Origin of the sequence: Spongiactinospora sp. 9N601, from assembly GCF_044326295.1 — a bacterium.
GTDB lineage: Bacteria > Actinomycetota > Actinomycetes > Streptosporangiales > Streptosporangiaceae > Spongiactinospora > Spongiactinospora gelatinilytica.
The window spans coordinates 96,671-117,610 of the sequence record NZ_JBIRBB010000017.1 but is presented as its reverse complement, the minus strand read 5'-3'; the positions used below and the strand labels follow the sequence as shown (position 1 = coordinate 117,610).

Here is a 20,940-nt window from a genome sequence, read left to right as displayed (position 1 = left end):
GGTCACAGCTCCCCCTTTCGCCTGGTCGCCGGAGAAGCCGGAGAAGCCGGAGAAGATCGAGTCGTCTGAGAAGATTGAACGGACCCGTCGATCCCCGCCTGGCGTACGGCCTCGGGCATCTTCGGGTCGAGGTTGAACAGCTCGCGCAGCGCCTCGGCATAATGATCGCCCGAGGGCGAGGCGGCGAGCTGTTTGACACGCACGGTCGGTTCGTGCAGCAGCTTGTCCACGACCCGGCGCATGGTCTGGGTGACCTCGTCCCTGACCCGCTGGTCCATGTCGGGCACCCGGGACACCAGCCGCCCCAGCTCGGCCTCCACCACACCGGCGGCCTTGCTGCGCAGCGCCACGACCGTGGGGGTGACCCGGGCGGCGCGTACGACCTCAAGGTGGCCGGCGACCTCCTCGGCCACGATCCGCCTGGCCGCCTCTACCACGTCGCCGGCGTCCGTGCCCGTGCCTGAGCCCAGGCCGGAGTTCTGGATCGCTTCGAGGTCGACCAGCGTCACGCCGGGCAGCGCGCGGACGCCGGGGTCGATGTCGTGCGGCAGCGCGAGGTCCAGCAGGAACAGCGGGCCCGTCCCGGTGATCATCTCGGGGGTGATCACCAGGTTGCCGCCGCCGGTGCAGGAGATCACGATGTCGGCCTGGGCCAGTTCGGCGGGCAGGTCGTCCAGCCGGGCGGGACGGCCGCCGACCGTCTCGGCCAGCCGTACGGCGCGCTCGTAGGTGCGGTTGGCGATCACGATGCCGGTCACCCCGGCGCGGGCCAGCGTGGCGGCCGACAGCGCGCTCATCGACCCGGCCCCGACGACCAGCGCGCGCTTGCCCTGGATCGGCCCGAGCACCCGCTCGGCCAGCTCCAGGCCGACGCCCACGAGCGACGCGCCCGCGTGGTCGATGCCGGTGTCGGTGTGGACGCGCTTGCCGACGCGCAGCGCGTGCTGGGCCATCTCGTTGAGCGTGGAGCCGAGCGTGCCCTCCTCCTGGGCCAGGCGCAGCGCCTGGCGCACCTGCCCGAGGATCTGACCCTCGCCGACCACCATGGACTCAAGGCCGCTCGTGACCGAGAACAGGTGGGACACGGCCCGGTCTTCGTAGTGCACGTACAGGTGCGGCGCGAGATGCTCGACCGGTACGTTCGCGTAGGTGCCGAGCAGTTCGCTCAGCCCGCTCACCGCGCTGTGGAAGCGCTGGACGTCGGCGTAGATCTCCACCCGGTTGCACGTGGAGACGACCATGGCCTCGGCCACGCACTCGCTCCTGTGTACGTCGTGCAGCAGCTTCACCAGCGAGTCGCCGGACACGGCCACGCGTTCCAGCAGTGCCACCGGTGCCGTCCGGTGGCTCAACCCGACAGCAAGGACGCTCATGCGCTGGCTCCCTGCTGCAACTCCTCGGCCATCACTGGGCCCCCACTTTCGCGATCACCCTTGCGCTGCTCATGGAACGCGAGGATCTGCAGTTCGATGGACAGATCGACCTTCCGGACATCGACGCCCTCTGGGACGGAGAGCACGGTGGGGGCGAAGTTCAGGATGCTGGTCACCCCGACGGCGATGACCCGGTCGCAGATCTGCTGGGCAGCCGCAGCCGGCGTCGCGATCACCACGATCGACACCCCCCGCCGCTCGATCACGGCTTCAAGCTCGTCGATGTGCTCGACATTCAACCCCGCGATGTGGTCGCCCACGACTTCGGGGTTGGCGTCGAACAGCGCGGCCACCCTGAAGCCGCGCGACACGAATCCACCGTAGTTGGCAAGCGCCCGGCCCAGGTTTCCTATTCCGACGATCGCCACCGCCCAGTCCTGGGTGAGGCCGAGTTCGCGGGAGATCTGGTAGATCAGGTACTCGACGTCGTAGCCGACACCGCGCGTGCCGTACGAGCCGAGATGGGAGAGGTCCTTGCGGAGCTTGGCCGAGTTGACACCTGCGGCCAGCGCGAGATCCTCCGAGCTCACGGTGGCCACCCCGCGCTCGGCCATGCCGGTCAGCGCCCGCAGGTAGAGCGGCAGCCGGGCAACGGTCGCCTCGGGTATGCCACGGTCGCGGGATTGGGGCAGGCGGCGTATCACGTGCCGGAACTCCAGGGGACGGGCCTCCGGCGCGGCGCTGCCGCGTGCCCGGACGCGGTGGATAAGATGATGAGCAGCGTCTTCCAGGTTAATCCCTTTGTGAACGTATGCACAAAGTGAGAGGCAGCGAGTCTTACCGTCCCGTGCCTGGGCTAGCGTTGGCGGACATGACCCACCGGATCACGCTGCTCGGCAAGCCGGGCTGCCATCTCTGCGACGACGCCCGCGAGGTCATCGCCCGCGTGGCGGGCGAACTGGGGGTTCCGTGGGAGGAGCGGGACATCACCCGATCTCCCGAGGACCAGGAGAAATACTGGGAGATGATCCCGGTGACGCTGATCGACGGCGTGCAGCACGACTTCTGGCGGGTCGACGAATCCCGCCTCCGCGCGGCCCTGGCCACCTGACCAACTGACCACGTTCTGGATCAGAGCGGGGCCGTCCACCACTCCGACGCGATGGACAACCCGGCGAGGCGCAGCGCCTGCCGCTTCGCCTCGTCCATGTGCCCGCACACCACCACGACCTGCACCGCCCCGCGTCGGCGCGCCTCTTCCGTGACGGCCTTCAGAAGATCGACGCCGACCGTGGTCCAGTCGCCGTCCTCCTCGACCGCGAAGTCGTCGAGCGTGCAGGTCGGCCCGCCCGGGTCGTACACCGGAGGAGCGGGCACCAGCGAGCCGATCGCGAACCCGACGAACCGCCCATCCCACTCGGCCACCCGGCAGACGACCTTCGCGTCCTCCACCAGGGTGGCGATGAACTCGGCGTGACGGTCCTGAGCATCCGCCGCACAACGCCAGAAGACCGGCTGATGCTCTGCGTACTTCTCCCTGCACCGGGCCATCAGGGCGACGATCGCCGCCACGTCATCGGACAAGGCGCTCCGGACAGCTAGCATGATCCCCATGCTAGGAGGGCCGAACCCCGCCCTCCCCATCGGCCACCCCAGGCAAGATCCCCCCTCCTGCCCTGGCGAATACACCTCAGCAAAGCCACCGAAAACCACCCCCTGGCCGAGCCCCCCGGCGACCACTACACCGAAGTCCGACACAGCCCCCGGAAGACACACCCCAGGTGAAGCACCGGACGCGACTCCCGGCCGGCGGGCAACGCACCGTACTCCGGGCCCGGCCCACCGGCACCGCCCGAAGGACACACCCCAGGCCAGGCACGAAAAGCGGCCCCACCCGGCGACCACTACACCGAACTCCGACACAGCCCCCGGAAGACACACCCCAGGTGAAGCACCGGACGCGACTCCCGGCCGGCGGGCAGCACACCGCACTCCGGCCCACCGGACCGCCCGGAGCGGGCACGCCGGGCGAACCACCGAAAAGCGGCCCCCACTCGGTGGACGGCACGCCTTGCCGCTGGGCGGGACTCGGTAGGCAGTTCGGCAGGCGACGCGCGCGGGCTGGCGTAGGCGGGTGTACCAGTGAGTCAGCCGGGTGATGAGCCGACCTGGGCGGTCTCCGCGTCGATCCAGGACAGGTACTCGGCGCTGCCGGCGACGATCGGGGTGGCGATGATCTCAGGCGTGTCGTAGCCGTGGTTGGCCTTCACGTGCGCCTCCAGGTCGCCGTAGCGGTCGCGCGTCGTCTTGATCAGCAACTGCCACTCCCGCGCCTGCTCAAGCGCCCCCTGCCACCGGTACACCGACGTGATCGGGCCGACCAACTGCACGCAGGCCGCCAGCCGGGCCTCCACGATGCCCCGGGCGAGCGCGATTCCGTCCTCCTCGCTCTCCACCGTCGTCAGCACCTGCACATAGTCCGCCATGAAGCCTCGATTCCGCGCACTCGACGAGATGATGCGGGCCCTCCCCGATGGTTCTACACCGCCGGTCTGCCGGTCTGCCGGTCTGCCGGCGCTGGAACGGCGAACGGCGAACGGCCACGACGGCGCGAAACGCCGGGCACGGGCGCGCAACGGGGCACGGCGGTCGGCGGAGGGGGGCTCTGCCGTACGGGATGGGCCCGGCGAACCGAACGCCCCTGACCGGCCTGAACACGTTGAGGCCCCGCTGGAAGAACCTGGCCTTGCGGTCACGCCCCGCCAGGGCCGAGGTAGGCGTCGATGACCTCGATCATCCGGTCCCGCCCGAAGCTCGGCTCATGGCCCGGATGCACCACTCTGACAGGAAGGTCACGAAGCCGGCGCATGGTCGCCCGGTACGCCGCAGGGTCGGACCCGGGCAGGCTGTCCAGCAGCGGCGCATCGTAGATGACGTCGCCGGAAAAGAGCACGCCGCCGTCTTCGTCCCAGAGCGCGATGCCGCCGGGCGTGTGCCCGGGCAGGTGCAGCACGGTGAAGGCGCGGTCGCCCAGGTCCACCGTGTCGCCCTCGCGCAGCAGCCGCGTCGCGGGCGCGGGCACGACGTCGTACGTGGCGATGTCGTACCCGCCGTACGGCAGCGCGTCGACCAGCGCCTCCGGCATCGGGACGCCCATCTCGTCCAGCAGCGCGTGAAACTCCACCGGGAGGTCCGAACCGACCAACGTGCTGAACTCCGGCTCCGCCAGCGACGAAGCCTCGGCCTCGTGGATCCATCGTTCGGCGAACTCGTGCGCGCCGCCCACATGGTCGTAGTGGGCGTGGGTGAAGACCACGACGGGTTCGCGGGCGAACAGGTCGGGCGCGGCGTCCCGTAGCGAGGCCACGCCGCAGCCCGCGTCCACCAGAAGGTCACGCTCGCCGCCCCGGACATGCCAGATGTTCGATCGCAGCAGCGGATGCACATGCGGCTCCACCAGCATGGTGATCGAATCATCGACCCGCCGCCGGTCGAACCACCGCGGGGCCACCGGGAGGCCGCTCACCACGGCCACCGGCCATCGATGAGCCGCAGACCAGAGCGGCCCACCCCGGCCGTAACGCCCGGGACGCGCGGCGCTCCCGCCGCATCGTCACCGATCTCTCGGAACGTCCGCGCGCACGACCGGCCTTGGGAGCCCATCACGTCACCTCTCACCGCCGAACAGTTCCGACGATAATCGTGGCTCGATCGCGTTAAGGTCAACGATCAGGGTGGTCGTTACGCTGCCTACAACTGAATTAGTGGCCTCTATATCTTTGCACGACTAATATAGTTCAGCGTGGAACCCATCAGGCTGGATGAGACCGACCGGGCGATCATCGACGTCCTGTACGAGGACGGGCGGCGACCGTACGGCGAGGTGGGCAAGGCGGTCGGGTTGTCAGAGGCGGCGACCAGGCAGCGCGTCAACCGGCTGCGCGAATCCGGCGTGATCCGGATCTCCACCATCATCGACCCGATCCGCGTGGACCACGGCGTCGTGGCCCTGGTCGGCGTCCGGGTGGACGGAAGCATCCGCGCCGTCGTCCCACGGCTGACCGACATCGAGGAAGTCGAGTACCTGGTGGTCACCGCCGGGGCCTTCGACATGTTCCTGGAGGTCGTCGCCGAAACCCACGCGGAAATCCTCGACCTCGTGAGCGAGCGCATCAGAGGCGTGGAGGGGGTCAGGGACACCGAGATCTTCATGCACCTGAGCATCGAGAAAATGGTCTTCTCCTGGGGACGCCGCCGCCGTCCCCTCAAACCCAGCGGCCGATGACCATACAGCGCCGCGTACCGCCGACGGGCATACTCGACGGCGAAAAGCCTCTGTCAACCTCTTTGGCGTACTGAAGCCCACGGCAGTACTCGTACCGGTGTTCTAGGGGCCGCACGGGAGCGGTGCCATTAGAGATCCTCACACAATCCCAGGGGATGCCGTAAGAAGGCTCTACGCACTGCGGCCGGAGCCCGCGAAGCAGGGCTCCCCCAAGGCCACGGATGGGAAAGCATCGATCGGCACGGTGGACAGGAAGGTGACCTTGTCAGCCGACGCTCGGTACGGCCAACCCTTACGACGCATACGAAATACCGGACACCAGAACGCACCGGCAAACAACACGCGGCCGACACAAGCGCCCGCCGCGCAGAATCACTGGCCACCGGACAAGACAGTGCACCGCCGAAAGGATGGCATCCCGCCAGCCTGTCAGCAACGGCCCTGTGGCCGGAGGGACTTGCCGTACGGAATTGGTTCCGGAACCTATGGCACACGACCAGCAACAACGTCGGGCGGGAAAGGCCTCCGAGCGAAGCGAGGGCCGAGCCTTTCGCCGCCGCAGCGGGGGACGGCGCAGCACCAAAGAATCACACGAAAAGCCAGACACAAGAGCCGACCGGCAACACGCCGACGACTGAACGAGGCCTGCCGCGCAGAGATCGAGACCCGGAACATGTGGGAAAGCAGGGGCCTGTGGGGTGGGGAAGAACGGCGCGAAAGCGCGGAAAGAAGTGACCAGGACGGAAGAACAGCGCGGAATCGAGAAGGTTCAGATGAACGCCGTCGGCAGTGGGACGACTTTGGCGGCGTTGACGGTGAGTTCGATGACGTTGGTGGCGAGGACGAGGGACTGGCGTTCGGTGACGAAGCGTTGCACGTGGGGTTGCCGCTGGTGTTCGGCGAATGCGACCTCGTCCCGGTATAGCTCATACACGATTCGCTGCAACGGTGCCGACTTCACCGCGTGGCAAGAGTAGACCAGCGTGTCAGGTTCGTTCTGCCGGACGCCGTCCACGGTGGCCTCGGCCAGGTGGTCGAAGGCGTCGCCCGAGCCGTCGATGAGCGTGAAAACGGTGAGCAACCCGTAGATGCTCGGCGACGGCCTGCCGCCCCCGCCACCGCCCGTGTTGGGGCCATGGCCGGACGTTTCGGGGTATACCACCCCGGTTCCGGGCATGCTGTAGTCCTGCTGCTCGGCGCGGCGTGCCCGCCGGCCGCCGCCACCGCCCTCCATGCGAGCGTGAGCGCCCGTTTCGGTGCCGCGCCTGCCCCGGCCGGCGCGCGGCGACTCGAAATCGCCGGTGGCCCCGCCGGCCGGCCCACCGAAGAAGCCGTTCGCGGAAGGCTCCTCGAAAGGTGGCGCCTCCCCATAGGAGGAGGCGTCCCCATAGGACGGCTCCGCGAACGGCGAGCCGCCCTCGTCGGCCCGCATGCGGGCCGCGTAGTCGACGTCCTGCTCACCCGCGCGGTACTCCGCCACGAGGTCGCCGAGCCCGGACCGCCGTCTGCCCTGCTGGGGCTGCGGTTGCCCGCTCTCCGGCACGCCGCCTTCCGCGGCGAAGCCGTGCCCCTCCCGGCGGCCCCGCTCCTCCATCCGGCCCTGCTCGGCGAACGCCTGGTCGGTGCGGGAGCGGGCGGGTTCGTGGATCGGCTCGCGGGTAGGTTCGCGGATGGTCTCGCGTACCTGGTCGCGGGCCTGAACCCCCTGTTCGGCGACCGCGCGCCGCCGCCCCTGCTCCGGCCGCTTGACGGCGGCGGTGTCCTCCTCGTAGCCGTCCTCTTCCTCATCCTCCTCGTCGTCGTAGGGCGCGAGCGGGCGGATCAGCGCGTACCAGGTCGCAGCCGCGCCGACCGTGAGGATGACGGTGGTGAAAAGGCCCAGCGAGGAGAACCGGAGCACCCCCACGAGCGCGATGCCGACCGGCCCGATGACCAGGACGGCGTGCATGTTGTCCAGGTCGTACTCGTCGCCGTCGCGCCAGCGCAGCCCGGCGACGATCACCGCGCCGACCATGATGGCGACCGTGGCGGCGTGCGCGGCGGCGAGCAGTGAGGCCGGGAACAGGCTCCAGTGCGCGCTGCCGACCGGCAGTGATTCGCTGAACGACCCGCCGTTGTTCACCGGGTCGACGACCATGATCACTATACTGACGAAGGTCAGCGCGCCGCCGAGCAGCCATGCGGCGAACTTCGGCGGGGTCTTCCTGGCCAGGAGTTGCACCGCGCCGATGGCCAGCCACAGGGGGGCGACGAGTGAGCCGGTGATCTGGTAGAGCCGGAAGGTGGTGGCGCCGAACCCGAGCAGGTGCCCTGCCGCGACCACGCCGAGGGCCAGGCACAGTGCCGCCGTGGAGGCGGTCCACGCGCCCAGCCAGCCGACCGGCTCGTCGCGCAGCCGCCTGATCAGGGCACCGGTGGCGATGGCGGCGAGGAGAGCACCGGCGAATCCGATTACGGCGACGACGTTTTCCATGGTGCCTCCAATGCTGCCGGACAATAGCCCCCAACCGGTAGCGGAAGCGGGGAGCGGCCGTGTCAGGTGCAACGGTCCACCAAGGTAGCCGCCGGGCGGCCCATGCCGCGACGCTCTCCCTCCGATGTTATGGCCCACCACATACCCACGATCTAGGGAGATCCGAAACCCACCAGGGCACCTCGCCGGATCGGCAAGGTCAGGACCAAGCGGATTGTGAAATTTCCCGATCATTCCTAGAGTGTTCGAGCAGCCGACCCCTTCCCCCCAGGGATCGACCCCCTTCCCCCCAGGGATACCGGATGCCGAATACGTGGCCGTTCGCCGGGCTTTCCCCGCCACCCAGGGCGGGGATGTCACAAAGCGCACGGACGGGCGAGTTCGCAGTACGTCAGGATGTGGCGGCTCCAGGGGACGACGACCTCCGGGCCCTGGTTCTGCGTGCCAAGACCGGAGACGCCGACGCCTTCGGAACGCTCTATGACCGATACGTGGACCTCGTCTACCGCTACATCTACTTCCGTGTCGGCTCACATCCACTCGCCGAAGACCTCACCAGCGAGACGTTTCTGCGCGCACTCCGCCGTATCGCGCACTTCACCTGGCAGGGACGCGACTTCGGCGCCTGGCTGGTGACGATCGCCCGCAATCTGGTCACCGACCATTTCAAATCGGGGCGTTACCGGATGGAGGTGTCCACGGCGGAAGTGCTCGACATCCCGTTGGACGGCCCGCACATCCCCGAGAACGCGGTTGTCACGGCGATGGTCAACGAAAGGGTTCTGCGCGCTGTACGGGACCTCAAGCCAGAGCAGCAGGAGTGCGTGGTGCTGCGCTTCCTGCACGGCATGTCGCTGGCGGAGACCGCGCTGGTGATGGGCAAGAAGAGCGGGGCGATCAAGGCCCTGCAGTTCCGCGCGATCCGCGCGCTGGCCCGCGCACTGCGGGCGGACCTCACCTGAACGAACCTGAAAGAACCCGAAAGAACCTGAAAGACCTGAAGAAACCTGATGGAGCCGCCGACGGGCCGGGCGGTCACCGACAGGTACGGCGGGCGGTCCCCGCAGGTGCCCTGGAAACGGAACGTAACCTGTCGTACCGGCCCATCGTTAGGCAAGTGACACCGATGGATCATCGCTCGGGGGCGGCAGGGAGCGTTCATGCGTAAGTGGCGACCCCGGTGGTGGCGCCCCGCCACCACCCGGCGTACCCAAACCCGCCTGGCCGAACGATTGTCGAAGATCGGCATTCAGGAGGAGGCGGGTCCCCGCGAGGAGTTCCGCTCCAAGCTGCGGGCGGACCTGCTCACGACGTACGCCGAGGACGCCTCCTGCCCGCTTCCCGAACCGGCGGAGACCATCGCGCCCACCGCCGGTCAGGCGGACATCGTGCGCGGGCGGTCGCGCAGGTCCAGGCGCTGCCGCCGGGCGGGCCGGGCGGGCGGCCGGTCCAGGGGGCATCGGCGAGTGGCGGTGTTCTCGCAGCTCACGGTCGTCGGCGTGGCGTTCACGCTCACCGTGGCCGGGCTGGTGGCCTACCGCGCGGTACCGGGCGACACGCTGTATCCGCTGAAGCGGGCGGCGGAGTCCACCATGGTCGGGCTGAGCACGGACGAGCGGGAACGGGCACAGCGCAAACTGCGGGCGGCCGAGGAACGGGCCGCGGAGGTCGCTAGGCTGCTCGGCACGCCCGGACGGGTCGATCTGGTGGAGAAGACGATCCGGGACATGGACCGGGCCACCCGGTCGGCGGTGTGCGAGCTGGGCAGGGTCAAGCGCAAGGACACCAAGGAAGAGGAGGAACCGACGCTGCGGCGGTTCGCCGAAAAGCAGCACCAGGTGGTGGACCCGATGCTGCAGAAGATGGACGCGCAGACGCAGCGCCAGGCGAGCGGCTACCTCGACTACATCGACGGCCTCGCCGCCCCTGAGACGACCTCCGCCACGACCGGCGACTGAACCCGCTGAACCCGCGCAACCCGCGCCCGAACCGGCGGCCGAACGGCGCTACGCGGCGCTGAGGGGCCGCTGGACGACCGACAAGACACCCTCTCGGCCGACACGCCGGGACGGCCCGTATACGCGGTGGAATCGGCGTGTCATACGCCGCTAACGCGACGGACCGGTCATGGTCCCCCAGGACGGTTAAGCTGATGGATTATGAGGCGGCTACTACGACGGCGGCAGGAGCCCAGGCTCGCGGGCGAGGTGGCCGCGGCCGCCGCCGTGAGCATGCCGGTCGCCGAGCCCGACCCCACCGCGGCGGCGTTCTTCGACGTCGACAACACGATGATGCGCGGGGCCTCGATCTACCACTTCGCCCGCGGGCTGGCCGGGCGCGGCCTGTTCACCACCAAAGACCTGCTGCGGTTCGCAGTGGGCCAGGCGATCTTCCGGGTGCGCGGCAACGAGAACGCCGACCACATCACCGAGGCCAAGGAGACCGCGCTGGCGTTCGTGGCCGGGCTGAAGGTCGATGACGTGGTCCAGCTCGGTGAGGAGATCTACGACGAGGTCATGGCCGATCGCATCTGGGCGGGCACCAGGGCGCTCGCGCAGAGCCACCTCGACGCCGGCCAGCGGGTGTGGCTGGTCACCGCGACGCCGGTGGAGCTGGCCAGCGTGATCGCCCAGCGGCTCGGGCTGACCGGCGCGCTCGGCACCGTGGCCGAGACCGAGAACGGCGCCTACACCGGGCGGCTGGTCGGCGACCTGCTGCACGGCCCGGCCAAGGCCGAGGCGGTGCGCGCGCTGGCCCGCAAGGAGGGGCTCGACCTCACCCGCTGCTCGGCCTACAGCGACTCGGCCAACGACCTGCCGCTGCTCTCACTGGTCGGCAACGCCTACGCGGTCAACCCGGACGGCGAGCTGCGCGAACACGCCCGGCACCACGGGTGGACGATCCACGACTACCGCACGGGCCGCAAGGCCACCATGATCGGGCTGCCCATCGCCGCCGCGGCGGGCGCGCTCGCGGGCGGCGTGGCCGCCGCCATCGCCCTGCGCCGCCACTACCGCTCCTGAGAAACCTAGCCCTGAGAGACCCCCGGCCCGGAGAGACCCGGCTCAGAACAGCGGCGGGAAGGCGGGGCCGCGGCGCAGCCGCAGGTCGTCCAGGCGCTGCTGGATGATCTCGCGCACATGGTCGGTGAAGTTGAACACCGTGGCCGGATCGTCGGCCGCGTCCGGGTCGCACTCGTCGGTGCGGACCGGCTCCCCGAACTCGATCATCCACTTGGACGGCAGCGGAATCAGCCCCAGCGGCCCCAGCCACGGGAACAGCGGCGTCACCGGGAGGTAGGGCAGGCCCAGCGCCCGCGCCAGTGTCCGCAGCTCGCCGATCTTCGGGTAGATCTCCTCCGCCCCCACGATCGCGCACGGAATGATCGGCACCCCGGCCCGGATCGCCGACGCCACGAACCCCCCGCGCCCGAACCGCTGGAGCTTGTACCGGTCGCGGAACGGCTTGCCGACCCCCTTGAAGCCCTCAGGGAAGACCCCCACCAGCTCGCCCTTGCGCAGCAGCCGGTCGGCGTCCTCGCGGCAGGCGAGGGTGTGCCCGGTCTTGCGGGACAGGTGCCCAAGGACCGGAAGCTCGTAGACGAGGTCCGCGCCGAGCAGTCGTACCGGCCGGTGCGCCTCGTCGTGCAGGGCGACCTGGAGCATCAGCGCGTCCACAGGGACGGTGCCGGAGTGGTTGGCCACCACCAGCGCGCCGCCCTCGGCGGGGACGTTGTCCAAGCCCAGCGTCTCGACCCTGAACCAGTGCCGGTAGAGGGGGCGCAGCAGCTCCAGCAGCACCTTGTCGGTCAGCTCGTGGTCGAACCCGAACTCGTCGATCTCGTACTCGCCGGCGAGCCGCCTGCGCACGAAGTCGAGGAGCTCGATCAGCCGGTCGTCAGCGGGCGGGGCCGAACCGGCATGCCCGCAGGCCGCCGCGTCGATGGGGATCACCGTCGCGTAGGACTCGTCGTGGCTCATCGGCCGAATTCCTCCTCGATCCGGCCGATCAGCGCGGCCAGCGGCCCGCCGTCCGCGTCGCGGCCGAGTGAGCGCAGAAAGTCGTCGAACGCCGCCGCCGTGGTGAACTTGGGCTTCCAGCCCAGCTCGTCGGCCAGGCGGGTGGTGTCGACCGCGCGGCCGTGGCACATCAGCCGGATCTGCTCGGGCGAGAAGTCGGCGAGGCCGACCCGCCCGGCCAGCTCGCCGAGCACGCCGAAGGCGGGCGACGGCAGCGGCATCGTGGGCCGCCCGGCGCGGCGCACGCACTGCGAGAGCAGCAGCACGCCGTCCCCGGCCACGTTGTACGTGCCGGGGTGATCCTCCATGGTGACCCGGCGCAGCACTTCCACGCCGTCGTCCTCGTGGACGAACTGCAGGCGGGGGTCGAATCCCAGCACGGTGGGCAGCACCGGCCGGCCGAAGTAGCGGGTGAGCGGAGAATCGACCCCCGGCCCCATGAAGTCGGCGAAGCGCAGCGTGGTGACGGTCACGTCGGGCCGTCGCCTGGCGAAGCCCCGCACGTAGCCCTCGACCTCCACCGCGTCCTTCGCGAATCCGTGACTGGGGGTCTCGGGAGGCTCCGCGTCCTCGGTGAAGACGGCGGGGTCGCGGGCGGAGGAGCCGTAGACCTCGGTGGTCGAGCGCACCACGACCCGGCGGATCAGCGGGGACCGCTGACAGGCGCCGAGAAGCTGCATGGTGCCGATCACGTTGTGTTCCTTCATGAGGGCCCTGGGAGCGCTCATGAGGTCGACGTGGACCACGGTGTCGATGTCGGCCGCCGCGATCACCTGTGCGATGTCGGGGCTGCGCAGATCGACCCTGACGAACTCGGTACGGCCGAGCGGCACGCCGCCGGGCGCCGGACCGCCGTCACGCGCCGGCGTCGGCGGTGGAACGGTGTCCACGCCGATCACCCGGGAGATCCCCGGGTCGGACGCGAGAACGCTCGCCACTCGGGCGCCGATATGTCTGGCGACCCCGGTGACGAGCACGGTACGGGTCATCGGCGCCTCGCAGGTCCGCTGCTACTTCTTGTTACGCCGCTGGATACGGGTCTTCTTGAGCAGCTTGCGGTGCTTCTTCTTGGCCATGCGCTTACGGCGCTTCTTGATGACAGAGCCCACGGGACCCCCAGGTCTTGGTAGATGCTGGTTCGGTGTGCTGAGCAGCACACCGAGTCAACAGCCTACCGGCGATCCACGGTAGATCGCCCCTGGGGGAGCCCCGGGAGACTGCACTCGCGGCGTGACCGCGCTCGCCGGCGCACGCCGCTACTCGATGAGACGCCGGGCACCGCCCGGGCGCCTCAGCCCGCCTCGATGTAGGCGTCTCTCAGATAATCGTGAACCGCCTGCTCAGGGACCCGGAAAGAGCGGCCGACCCGGATGGCCGGCAGTTCGCCCGAGTGTACGAGCCGGTACACAGTCATCTTGGACACCCGCATGACGGTGGCCACCTCCGCCACCGTCAGGAACTTCACCTCGCTGAGAGGTCTTTCACCTGCACCCATCGGACGCCTCTTCCGCACGTGTATCCGGGTTATCCCCACTGGTGCCATTGCTCACGCACGTGTACTGCCGTCAGCGTAAGGCGGGACTCCGAGTGCGCAAACCCCCTAGTCCATCAGTCTTCGAAGCCCTGTGTCAGTCGAATCGCCGAAAACGCAGGCCAGCGGGCTGACCGCACCCTCGCCGTGCTCTTGGAACGGAACAACTGTCTACCCATAAGAGTCGCCCACGATCATGAAAAAGTTGGCAAACGAGGCCCGCGCGACTCGGAATGCAGGCGCGAAAAACTGGTATAAGGAGGGCCGAATCCACTCCAACGGGACTCAGAGGGCCTGCGTGACCCTTGAGACGAGGTATGCCGTGAGGGGCCGGTAGTACCTCGGGAGGACGTTGTCGTCGAGCGGCACCGCCACCGCGATCTTGCCCTCCGCCTCGCCGAGGAACAGCGCCGGATCGTTGCAGTCGGCGAATCCGACGGTCGGGTGGCCCGCCTCCCCGGCCGCGCCCGCCCAGCCATGGTCGGCGATCACCAGGTCGGGGCGCTCGCCGTTCAGCCTGCGGAGCATCGCCTCCATCGGCGCGGAGTCGTGGGTGTGGACGAATCCGCCATGGTCGTCCAGCATGGCCACGCCGTCCAGGTAGCGGACCCGCCGGGTGCGGCGGCCGTGGTAGGCCGGTGAGTAGGCCCAGCCCTCGCCGGGAGTGAGCAGCTTGGCGCCGTGCCGTACGGCGAACCGGGCGAGCGACAGGTGGACGGTGAGCAGCCCGGTCGGGTGCCCGGTGGCGAACAGCAGCCGGGGCCGTCCGCCGGCCAGTGCGGCGCCGATCCGCGCGCCCATCTCGTCCAGGGCGTCGATGGTGCGGTCGGGGTCGATGGTGTCCTGGCCGGCCCGGTGCGCCGGGTCCGGGCTCACCCCGGCGGACTTGGCCATCAGCGCCAGCACGTCGCGGTAGCCCCACGGCTGGGCGAAGGTCAGGCCGAGTTGGTAGTAGGGATCGCGCTCGGCCAGCGACCTGTAGTGGTCGAGGTTGTTCTCGCGGCTGGTGGCGACGTCGCCCGCGATCTTGGTAGCGATCAGATGGTCACGAAGCTCGGATCGGCTCGGGGGTGTCAGCTCGTCCACGGGCACTCACAGCAGCACGTCAAGGCCGTGTGCGGGGAACACGGCGTTCCGGGCCGCGACAATGGCCCGGTCAATAGGGTCTTCTGGATCATAACCGTGGGAGAAGTGGCGAAATTCCGGAATGCGGTCATCTGTCATGGTCAACGGGGGTAGTTCGCCGGTACGTTCCGCGGCCAGCTCGCGCCACGCCTCCGGCGTCTTGGTGTCCGGGTCCAGCGGATGGCCGGACGCCTCGGCGATCAGATGCGTCCAGGCCCGCGGCACCACCTGGACCAGCTCGTACCCGCCGCCTCCGGTGGCCACCCACCGGCCGCCCGCCGTCTCGTGGGCCAGCCGGTGCAGCTCCTGGTACGCGGCTCGCTGGCCGTCCAGGCTGAGCGTCAGGTGGGCCAGCGGGTCGAGCGCGTGGCCGTCGCAGCCGTGCTGGGTGACCAGGACCTCCGGCCGGAACTCCGCGAGCAGCGGCGGCACCACCGCGTGGAAGGCGCGCAGCCAGCCCGCGTCGCCGCAGCCCGCGGGCAGCGGGACGTTGACGGCGGTGCCCTCCGCCTCCCCCGCCCCGGTCTCCTGCGGGAAGCCGGTGCCGGGGAAGAGCGTGCGCGGGCTCTCGTGCAGGCTGATCGTCAGGACCCGGGGGTCGTCATAGAACATCGCCTGCACACCGTCGCCGTGGTGGACGTCGACGTCCACGTACGCGATCCGGGTCGCGCCCTGGGAGAGCAACCAGGCGATGGCGAGGGCCGGGTCGTTGTAGACGCAGAAGCCGCTGGCGCAGGCGGGCATCGCGTGGTGCAGGCCGCCCGCCACGTTGAGCGCGTGCTCGGCCGCGCCGGTCCACACCGCGCGGGCCGCGGCCAGGCTCGCCCCGGCGATCAGCGCCGACGCCTCGTGGACCCCGGCGAAGGCCGGGTTGTCGCTGGTACCGAGCCCCGCCGCCAGGTCGGGACGGCCGTCCTGGGAGACCCGCCGGACGGCCGCGATGTAGTCGCGGGAGTGGACCAGCGCCAGCTCGTCATCGGTGGCGGGGGCGCATCCGGTCTGCTCGACCGTGGCCAGTACGCCCAGTTCGCGGGCCAGCGCCATGGTCAGCTCGACGCGCACGGGGGCCAGCGGATGGCCGGGCCCGAAGTTGTAGGAAGTGAGTGCGTCGTCCCAGACGACCCGCACCGACCTGCTCATTCGCGTTGCTCCGCTCGACGGCTCCGGCGTCGGCGGCCCGGCGCGTACGGCTGCGCCGCGCGGGTCCCGCCCTCTGGCCCGACGGTATCGCACGCGCCCGCGCACGCCGCGCGTGCCGTACCGTCGAAACCATGCGAATCCCGGGCGTACGGCCTGTTTGGCGTATCCTGCGTCGCCCGCGCGTCCAGGACTGGCTGCTGACCATCGCCGTGGCCCTCCCCGGCCTCTACGCGCTGCCCGCGAGCTTCATCGTCCCTGTCGCCTCCCCTGCCGTGCGGGCCGACGCCGCGGCCATGGTCCTCGGCGCGCTCGCCCTCCTCGCACGGCGGAGCAGACCCCTCCTGGTCGCCCTCGCCACCGTCGCCCTCGACATCACAACGGCCCTGTTCACCCCGTTCACCGTGGCCGAACCGGCCTCGGTGATCGCCTTCTACACCCTCGGCCGGTACACCCCCGCCAGACTCGCCTGGCTCACCGCGCTGGCCACCGCGATCGCCGAAGGCTTCGCCATGTGGGCCACCAAGGGCAGCGCCAACCAGGTGGGCAACGGGCTCATGCTGCTGCTCGCGGTCGGGGTGGGGCACTTCTTCCGGCTCAGGTACGAGCTGCGCGAGCGCCGCGAGCTGCACGCGGCGGAGAACGCGGTCCGCGCCGAACGTCGGCGCATCGCCAGGGAGCTGCACGACGTCGTGGCCCACCACATCAGCGTGATCAACGTGCTGGTCGGCGCCGGGCGTACCACCATGGCCACCGACCCCGCGCGGGCGCAGGAGGTGCTGATCACCGCCGAGCGCACGGCCCGCGAGGCGATGTCGGAGATGCGCGAGCTGCTGCACGTACTGCGCGCCGAGGACGACAAGGAGCCGGAAGACCACTCCGGAGTGGGCGCGGCCGAGGTCGCCACGCTGGTCGAGCAGGCCCGCGCGGCCGGGCTCCCCGCCGCGCTCACCATCGAGGGCGAGCCCGCGCCGCTGCCCGCCGCCGTGGACCACGCCGTCTACCGGATCGTCCAGGAGTCACTGACCAACACCCGCAAGCACGCCCCCGGAGCCCGCGCGAGCGTCCACCTGGTTTACGAGGAGGAGGCGGTCGCCGTGGAGATCCTGGACGACGGCACGAGCTGGACGCCCGCCGGCAGGGACGCCACGGGCGCGGGCTACGGCCTGAGCGGCATGGCCGAACGCGTCGCGCTGTGCGGGGGCCAGTTGCAGACGGGCCCCCGCCCGCATGGAGGATTTCGGGTACACGCCCGCATGCCGGTACCCGGCCGCGCGGCGCAGCCGCCCCCGAACCCCGAACGGAGATCGAGCGTTGATCAACGTGCTGCTCGCGGATGACCAGGCCCTGGTCCGCACCGGATTCGGCATGATCGTCGGCGCCCAGCCGGACATGACGGTGGCCGGGGAGGCCGCCGACGGCCAGGAGGCGGTACGGCTGAGCGGCGCGCTGCGGCCGGACGTGGTGCTCATGGACGTCCACATGCCGGGCATGGACGGCGTGGCCGCCACCGAGCGGATCGTCACCGAGCATCCGGACGTCCGGGTGCTCGCGCTCAGCACGTTCGACCTCGACGAGTACGTCGTGGCGATGCTCCGCGCCGGAGCGTCCGGGTTCCTGCCCAAGGACATCTCGCCCGAGGAGCTGGTGGAGGGCGTCCGGATCGTCCACCGGGGCGAGTCGGCGGTCGCGCCCCGGCTGCTGACCCGGCTGATCGGTACGTTCGTCCGCGCCGCGCGCCCGCGCGCCACCCCGCGAGACGGCCTGCTCGGCGCGCTCACCGACCGCGAGCGCGAGGTCCTGACGCTGATCGGGAGCGGCCGGTCCAACACCGAGATCGCCGGCGACCTCGGGCTCTCCCCCTCGACCGTGAAGAACCACGTCACCAGCCTGTTCGCCAAGCTCGGGGTGCGCGATCGGGCCCAGGCGGTGATCGTCGCCTACGAGACGGGCCTGGTACGCCCGTCCGGCGCCTGACTAGTTCATCTCACGCAGCGCGCAGCGGTACGTCCGGGTCCGTTCGCCGCAGTTGCGCAGCCTGGCCGCCCTGCTGAACGGCGCGGCCACCGGCCTTTCCGGCGACCACCTGCGGGTGCCCGGCAAGACGACCGAGGAGATCGGCGAGGCCGCCGCGGCGGCCGGCATCCCCCTGCACGAACTGACCATGGTCGAACCCAGCTTGGAGAGCGCCTACATGGAACTGACCCAGGACAGCGTGGAGTACACGGCGGTGGCGTCGTGATCGGCGTGATGCGCTCGGAATGGACCAAGTTCCGCTCGCTGCGCTCGACCATGTGGTCGATGGCCACCGTTGTGGTGATGATGGTCGGCTTCTCGATCCTGATCAGCAAGGTCTCGCTCGGCATGATCGATAAGGGGCCGCTGGGTGATCCCGCGGCGCTCAGCATGGCCGGGGCCCAGTTCGCCACCCTGGTGGTCGCCGCACTGGGCGTACTGGTGATCAGCGGGGAGTACCGGACGGGGATGATCCGCACGAGCCTGCTGGCGGTGCCGCGGCGGGGGCGGATGCTGGCCGCCAAGGTCATCGTGTTCGCCCTCGCGGTGCTGGCCGTGATGCTGGTGACCGTGCTGGTGTCGTTCTTCGCCGGGCAGCTCGTCCTCGGCGAGCACGGCGTCGCCCTGACCGAGGGCGACAGCCTGCGGATCGTGCTCGGCTCCGCCCTCTACATCACCGCCACCGGGCTGTTCGGGCTGGCCGTCGGCACTGTCATCCGGCACACCGCAGGCGGCATCGTGGCCATCACCGTCCTGCTGCTGATCCTGCCCCAGCTCGCCACCGTCCTGCCTGGGGAGGCCGGTGCGCAGGTGATGAAGTACATCACCAGCACCGCCGGGATGCGGATCATGTCGCCGGCGAGCGACGCCCTGCTCCCGCCCTGGACCGGCTTCGGCGTCTACCTGCTGTGGGTGGCGGCGGCCATGGCCCTGGCGCTGACGCTGCTGCGGCGCAGGGACGCCTGAGTTGCGGCTACAGCAACCCGGCGCGCGAAGCGTGGGCGACGGCGGCCTTGCGGGTCGGCTCGCCCAGGCGGGACAGGATGTTGGCGAGGTGCCGCTTGACGGTGTGCTCGCTCAGCGTCAGGCGGCCGGCGATGTCCCGGTTGGTCAGGCCGAGGGCCACCAGGCCCAGGATCTCCCGTTGCCGCGTGGTCAGGCCGGGCTCGGGTCTTCGGTGCGCCCTGGCCAGCAGGCGCGCCGCGCGGCGGGCTTCTGCGGGGGCGCCCAGCCGCACGAAGGTCTCCCGGGCCGTCGCCGCCTCCCCGGCCGCGGCCTGCGGCCGGTCCCTGGCCAGCAGCGCCGCCGCCAGGTCGAGCCGGGCACGAGCGGCGTTGTAGGCGTCGCCGGCCCGCTCGAACAACACGGCGGCCCGCCGCAGCCCGCAAGCGGGATCCTCACCCGCGCCACCGTCCGGAGAGGTGTGCAGGTCTATGCCCTCATCCGCGCCGCCGTCGGGGCAGGCGTGCAGGTCTGTGCCCTCATCCGTGCCACCGTCGGGAGAGGTGTGCGGGGCCACGCCGCCATCCGCGCCACCGTCCGGGCAGGTGTGCAAGGCCACGCCGCCATCCGCGCCACCGTCCGGGGAAGTGTGCAAGGCCACGCCGCCATCCGCGCCACCGTCCGGGGAAGTGCGCGGGGCCACGCCGCCGTCCGCACCACCGTCGGGGCAGGTCGGCAATGCCGTGCCGCTGTCCGGGCCTCCTGGGGAGGTGTGCAGGGCCGCGAGTGCGGTCGCCCAGGCCGCGGCGGCGCGTACCGCGTCGGTGCCGACCGTGCCGGCCAGGCGGGAAAGCTCCCGGGCGGCCTCGCGGACCCGGCTCGCGCCGGCGGCGGGCCCGAGCGCCGTGGCCGCGCGGACGAGCAGTTCCAGCGCGCGGCAGCGTTCCAGGCTCGCGTCCGGGGGCAGCGCGCCGAGCAGCGGCCCGGCCAGGTCGAGCGCGCCGGCCGGGTCTCCCTCGTCGAGCCGCAGCTCGGCGAGGCCCAACCGGCCGTCGGGCGTGGCGTCCGCGCGGCCGAACAGTTCGGCGGCCTCCTCCCTGCGCCCCTGACGCCGGCGCAGCTCGCCGAGCTGGGCGACGGCCTCCGCCGCGTACTGCGGCCGCAGGCCGGACAGCGCCCGCGCCGCCCCGGTCAGCTCGGCCTCCGCCTCTGCCCACCGGCCCCGCCAGAGCAGGGCCGTGCCGTAGTGCGTACGGCAGCGCGCGAACGGCCGGCCCAGGTCCAGCCGGCGGCAGAACGCCATCACCCGCCCCGACCACTCCTCGGCCCGCCCCCAGTCGCGCGCCTGGACGCAGCATTGCAGCAGGTAGCAGCCCGGTATCCAGGCCGACCCCGCCTCGGTCTCCCCCGCGAGGGCCGCCCCGGCCGCCTCGTCCAGCAGCCGCATGCCCTCCCCGACCTCGCCGCGATCGACCCGCGCGACGCCGGACAGCGCCATCCCCTGCACCGCGAGGTCTGAGGACCCGAGCCCCCTGGCCGCGGCCACCACCTCCTCGGCGTGCTTGATCGCGGTCTCGCCGTCGCCGCGCAGCCGCGCCGCCACCCCCTCGAACAGCGTGAGCAGCGCCCCTTCCTTCCCGGGCGACACGCCCTGGAGCAGCCGCCTGCCCTGCCGGAACCAGCCTTGGGCCACCGCGTGCCTGCCGTGCAGTTGGAGGGCGCCGTTGCCCAGCCAGGCCGCCGACCGCGCCGCGCCGCGCACGTCGCCCACCGCCCGGTAGGAGCGGTACGCCTGCTCGTACCGCTCGGCCATCTCCGCGTCGTCGTCCAGCCACCAGGCCGCCGCGGCGACCCCTTCGGCCGCCTGAGCGCGCTCGCGCTCCCCCACCGCCGCCTCAAGGGCTCCGGCGAACTCCCGCCGGGCCCGCCGCCACGCCCCCTGGCTCAGCCACGTTCGCCCCTGACTCAGACGTTCCCAGATCATGGTCACCCCGCTCATACTTCCCGCGCGGCCCGCGTCCCTACGGGCATCCGGAGGC

The 20,940-nt window shown here is 70.8% G+C and carries 22 protein-coding genes; 9 read left to right on the top strand and 13 right to left on the bottom strand.

The window, feature by feature from the left end:
• Positions 1-2 precede the first annotated feature (2 nt).
• Positions 3-1,373 carry a glutamyl-tRNA reductase gene (locus ACH34R_RS33945; RefSeq protein WP_397565645.1) on the bottom strand — a complete coding sequence of 457 codons (1,371 nt, stop codon included), beginning with the start codon at positions 1,371-1,373 and terminating at the stop codon, positions 3-5.
• Positions 1,370-2,077 carry a redox-sensing transcriptional repressor Rex gene (locus tag ACH34R_RS33940; RefSeq protein WP_397565644.1) on the bottom strand — a complete coding sequence of 236 codons (708 nt, stop codon included), beginning with the start codon at positions 2,075-2,077 and terminating at the stop codon, positions 1,370-1,372. Before ACH34R_RS33940 ends, ACH34R_RS33945 begins: the two co-directional genes overlap by 4 nt.
• 167 nt (positions 2,078-2,244) lie before the next feature.
• Between ACH34R_RS33940 and ACH34R_RS33935 the strand changes: the two genes are divergently transcribed.
• Positions 2,245-2,484: a glutaredoxin family protein gene (locus tag ACH34R_RS33935; protein WP_397565643.1), complete on the top strand. Its 240-nt coding sequence runs from the start codon at positions 2,245-2,247 to the stop codon at positions 2,482-2,484.
• Between the two features lie 20 nt (positions 2,485-2,504).
• On the opposite strand, the gene ACH34R_RS33930 is transcribed toward ACH34R_RS33935, so the two are convergent.
• The 3 genes from ACH34R_RS33930 to ACH34R_RS33920 form a co-directional block, all read right to left on the bottom strand.
• Positions 2,505-2,978, bottom strand: a complete 474-nt coding sequence (locus ACH34R_RS33930) for a GNAT family N-acetyltransferase (RefSeq protein WP_397565642.1) — start codon at positions 2,976-2,978, stop codon at positions 2,505-2,507.
• A gap of 542 nt (positions 2,979-3,520) precedes the next feature.
• Entirely contained in the window at positions 3,521-3,859 is a 339-nt protein-coding gene (gene cutA, locus ACH34R_RS33925; RefSeq protein WP_397565641.1) for a divalent-cation tolerance protein CutA, read from the bottom strand.
• 266 nt (positions 3,860-4,125) lie between these two features.
• Complete coding sequence (locus ACH34R_RS33920) at positions 4,126-4,899, bottom strand: MBL fold metallo-hydrolase (protein WP_397565640.1); 774 nt, start codon at positions 4,897-4,899, stop codon at positions 4,126-4,128.
• 276 nt (positions 4,900-5,175) lie between these two features.
• Between ACH34R_RS33920 and ACH34R_RS33915 the strand changes: the two genes are divergently transcribed.
• Positions 5,176-5,658, top strand: a complete 483-nt coding sequence (locus tag ACH34R_RS33915; RefSeq protein WP_397565639.1) for an Lrp/AsnC family transcriptional regulator — start codon at positions 5,176-5,178, stop codon at positions 5,656-5,658.
• A gap of 769 nt (positions 5,659-6,427) precedes the next feature.
• Here the strand turns inward: ACH34R_RS33915 and ACH34R_RS33910 are convergent.
• Entirely contained in the window at positions 6,428-8,131 is a 1,704-nt protein-coding gene (locus ACH34R_RS33910) for a putative quinol monooxygenase (protein ID WP_397565638.1), read from the bottom strand.
• A 398-nt stretch (positions 8,132-8,529) separates the two neighbouring features.
• Between ACH34R_RS33910 and ACH34R_RS33905 the strand changes: the two genes are divergently transcribed.
• The 3 genes from ACH34R_RS33905 (at position 8,530) to ACH34R_RS33895 (ending at position 11,154) form a co-directional block, all read left to right on the top strand.
• Positions 8,530-9,093 carry a sigma-70 family RNA polymerase sigma factor gene (locus ACH34R_RS33905; protein ID WP_397565637.1) on the top strand — a complete coding sequence of 188 codons (564 nt, stop codon included), beginning with the start codon at positions 8,530-8,532 and terminating at the stop codon, positions 9,091-9,093.
• Between the two features lie 198 nt (positions 9,094-9,291).
• The gene (locus tag ACH34R_RS33900; protein ID WP_397565636.1) at positions 9,292-10,089 is read left to right on the top strand and encodes a DUF5667 domain-containing protein; all 798 of its coding nucleotides are present in this window, start codon (positions 9,292-9,294) and stop codon (positions 10,087-10,089) included.
• A gap of 201 nt (positions 10,090-10,290) precedes the next feature.
• Positions 10,291-11,154 (top strand): HAD family hydrolase, encoded by an 864-nt coding sequence (locus ACH34R_RS33895; RefSeq protein WP_397565635.1) that lies wholly within the window; start codon positions 10,291-10,293, stop codon positions 11,152-11,154.
• Between the two features lie 42 nt (positions 11,155-11,196).
• Here the strand turns inward: ACH34R_RS33895 and ACH34R_RS33890 are convergent, their stop codons facing one another.
• The 6 genes from ACH34R_RS33890 to ACH34R_RS33865 all read right to left on the bottom strand — a co-directional run bounded on the left by ACH34R_RS33890 (position 11,197) and on the right by ACH34R_RS33865 (position 15,946).
• Positions 11,197-12,111 (bottom strand): lysophospholipid acyltransferase family protein, encoded by a 915-nt coding sequence (locus ACH34R_RS33890; protein WP_397565634.1) that lies wholly within the window; start codon positions 12,109-12,111, stop codon positions 11,197-11,199.
• Positions 12,108-13,139 (bottom strand): NAD-dependent epimerase/dehydratase family protein, encoded by a 1,032-nt coding sequence (locus ACH34R_RS33885; RefSeq protein WP_397565633.1) that lies wholly within the window; start codon positions 13,137-13,139, stop codon positions 12,108-12,110. Before ACH34R_RS33885 ends, ACH34R_RS33890 begins: the two co-directional genes overlap by 4 nt.
• Before the next feature lie 21 nt (positions 13,140-13,160).
• On the bottom strand, positions 13,161-13,259 hold the full coding sequence (locus tag ACH34R_RS33880) for a 30S ribosomal protein bS22 (RefSeq protein ID WP_018654693.1): 99 nt from the start codon (positions 13,257-13,259) through the stop codon (positions 13,161-13,163).
• 182 nt (positions 13,260-13,441) lie between these two features.
• Entirely contained in the window at positions 13,442-13,645 is a 204-nt protein-coding gene (locus ACH34R_RS33875; RefSeq protein WP_012887307.1) for a helix-turn-helix domain-containing protein, read from the bottom strand.
• Between the two features lie 321 nt (positions 13,646-13,966).
• Positions 13,967-14,758, bottom strand: a complete 792-nt coding sequence (locus ACH34R_RS33870; RefSeq protein WP_397565729.1) for a phosphatase — start codon at positions 14,756-14,758, stop codon at positions 13,967-13,969.
• Positions 14,759-14,773: 15 nt separating this feature from the next.
• Positions 14,774-15,946: an acetoin utilization protein AcuC gene (locus ACH34R_RS33865; protein ID WP_397565632.1), complete on the bottom strand. Its 1,173-nt coding sequence runs from the start codon at positions 15,944-15,946 to the stop codon at positions 14,774-14,776.
• 131 nt (positions 15,947-16,077) lie between these two features.
• Here ACH34R_RS33865 and ACH34R_RS33860 point away from each other — a divergent pair, with 131 nt between their 5' ends.
• The 4 genes from ACH34R_RS33860 to ACH34R_RS33845 are packed head-to-tail and all read left to right on the top strand — an operon-like array spanning position 16,078 to position 18,925.
• Positions 16,078-17,283 carry a sensor histidine kinase gene (locus ACH34R_RS33860; protein WP_397565631.1) on the top strand — a complete coding sequence of 402 codons (1,206 nt, stop codon included), beginning with the start codon at positions 16,078-16,080 and terminating at the stop codon, positions 17,281-17,283.
• Positions 17,258-17,920 (top strand): response regulator, encoded by a 663-nt coding sequence (locus tag ACH34R_RS33855; RefSeq protein WP_397565630.1) that lies wholly within the window; start codon positions 17,258-17,260, stop codon positions 17,918-17,920. Before ACH34R_RS33860 ends, ACH34R_RS33855 begins: the two co-directional genes overlap by 26 nt.
• 52 nt (positions 17,921-17,972) lie before the next feature.
• Complete coding sequence (locus ACH34R_RS33850; RefSeq protein ID WP_397565629.1) at positions 17,973-18,185, top strand: hypothetical protein; 213 nt, start codon at positions 17,973-17,975, stop codon at positions 18,183-18,185.
• The gene (locus ACH34R_RS33845) at positions 18,182-18,925 is read left to right on the top strand and encodes an ABC transporter permease subunit (protein WP_397565628.1); all 744 of its coding nucleotides are present in this window, start codon (positions 18,182-18,184) and stop codon (positions 18,923-18,925) included. The genes ACH34R_RS33850 and ACH34R_RS33845 overlap by 4 nt, the downstream gene beginning before the upstream one ends.
• A 7-nt stretch (positions 18,926-18,932) precedes the next feature.
• Here ACH34R_RS33845 and ACH34R_RS33840 read toward each other — a convergent pair whose 3' ends face one another.
• Positions 18,933-20,885 carry a LuxR C-terminal-related transcriptional regulator gene (locus tag ACH34R_RS33840; protein ID WP_397565627.1) on the bottom strand — a complete coding sequence of 651 codons (1,953 nt, stop codon included), beginning with the start codon at positions 20,883-20,885 and terminating at the stop codon, positions 18,933-18,935.
• Positions 20,886-20,940: the final 55 nt, after the last annotated feature.

Bases quoted from the DNA above. Each gene is read 5' to 3' on its own strand.
- ACH34R_RS33900 (WP_397565636.1), top strand. From the start codon at position 9,292: ATGCGTAAGTGGCGACCCCGGTGGTGGCGCCCCGCCACCACCCGGCGT.
- ACH34R_RS33895 (WP_397565635.1), top strand. From the start codon at position 10,291: ATGAGGCGGCTACTACGACGGCGGCAGGAGCCCAGGCTCGCGGGCGAG.
- ACH34R_RS33865 (WP_397565632.1), bottom strand. From the start codon at position 15,946: ATGAGCAGGTCGGTGCGGGTCGTCTGGGACGACGCACTCACTTCCTAC.
- ACH34R_RS33875 (WP_012887307.1), bottom strand. From the start codon at position 13,645: ATGGGTGCAGGTGAAAGACCTCTCAGCGAGGTGAAGTTCCTGACGGTG.
- ACH34R_RS33910 (WP_397565638.1), bottom strand. From the start codon at position 8,131: ATGGAAAACGTCGTCGCCGTAATCGGATTCGCCGGTGCTCTCCTCGCC.
- ACH34R_RS33935 (WP_397565643.1), top strand. From the start codon at position 2,245: ATGACCCACCGGATCACGCTGCTCGGCAAGCCGGGCTGCCATCTCTGC.
- ACH34R_RS33945 (WP_397565645.1), bottom strand. From the start codon at position 1,373: ATGAGCGTCCTTGCTGTCGGGTTGAGCCACCGGACGGCACCGGTGGCA.
- ACH34R_RS33860 (WP_397565631.1), top strand. From the start codon at position 16,078: ATGCGAATCCCGGGCGTACGGCCTGTTTGGCGTATCCTGCGTCGCCCG.
- ACH34R_RS33890 (WP_397565634.1), bottom strand. From the start codon at position 12,111: ATGAGCCACGACGAGTCCTACGCGACGGTGATCCCCATCGACGCGGCG.
- ACH34R_RS33885 (WP_397565633.1), bottom strand. From the start codon at position 13,139: ATGACCCGTACCGTGCTCGTCACCGGGGTCGCCAGACATATCGGCGCC.
- ACH34R_RS33930 (WP_397565642.1), bottom strand. From the start codon at position 2,978: ATGCTAGCTGTCCGGAGCGCCTTGTCCGATGACGTGGCGGCGATCGTC.
- cutA (WP_397565641.1), bottom strand. From the start codon at position 3,859: ATGGCGGACTATGTGCAGGTGCTGACGACGGTGGAGAGCGAGGAGGAC.
- ACH34R_RS33840 (WP_397565627.1), bottom strand. From the start codon at position 20,885: ATGATCTGGGAACGTCTGAGTCAGGGGCGAACGTGGCTGAGCCAGGGG.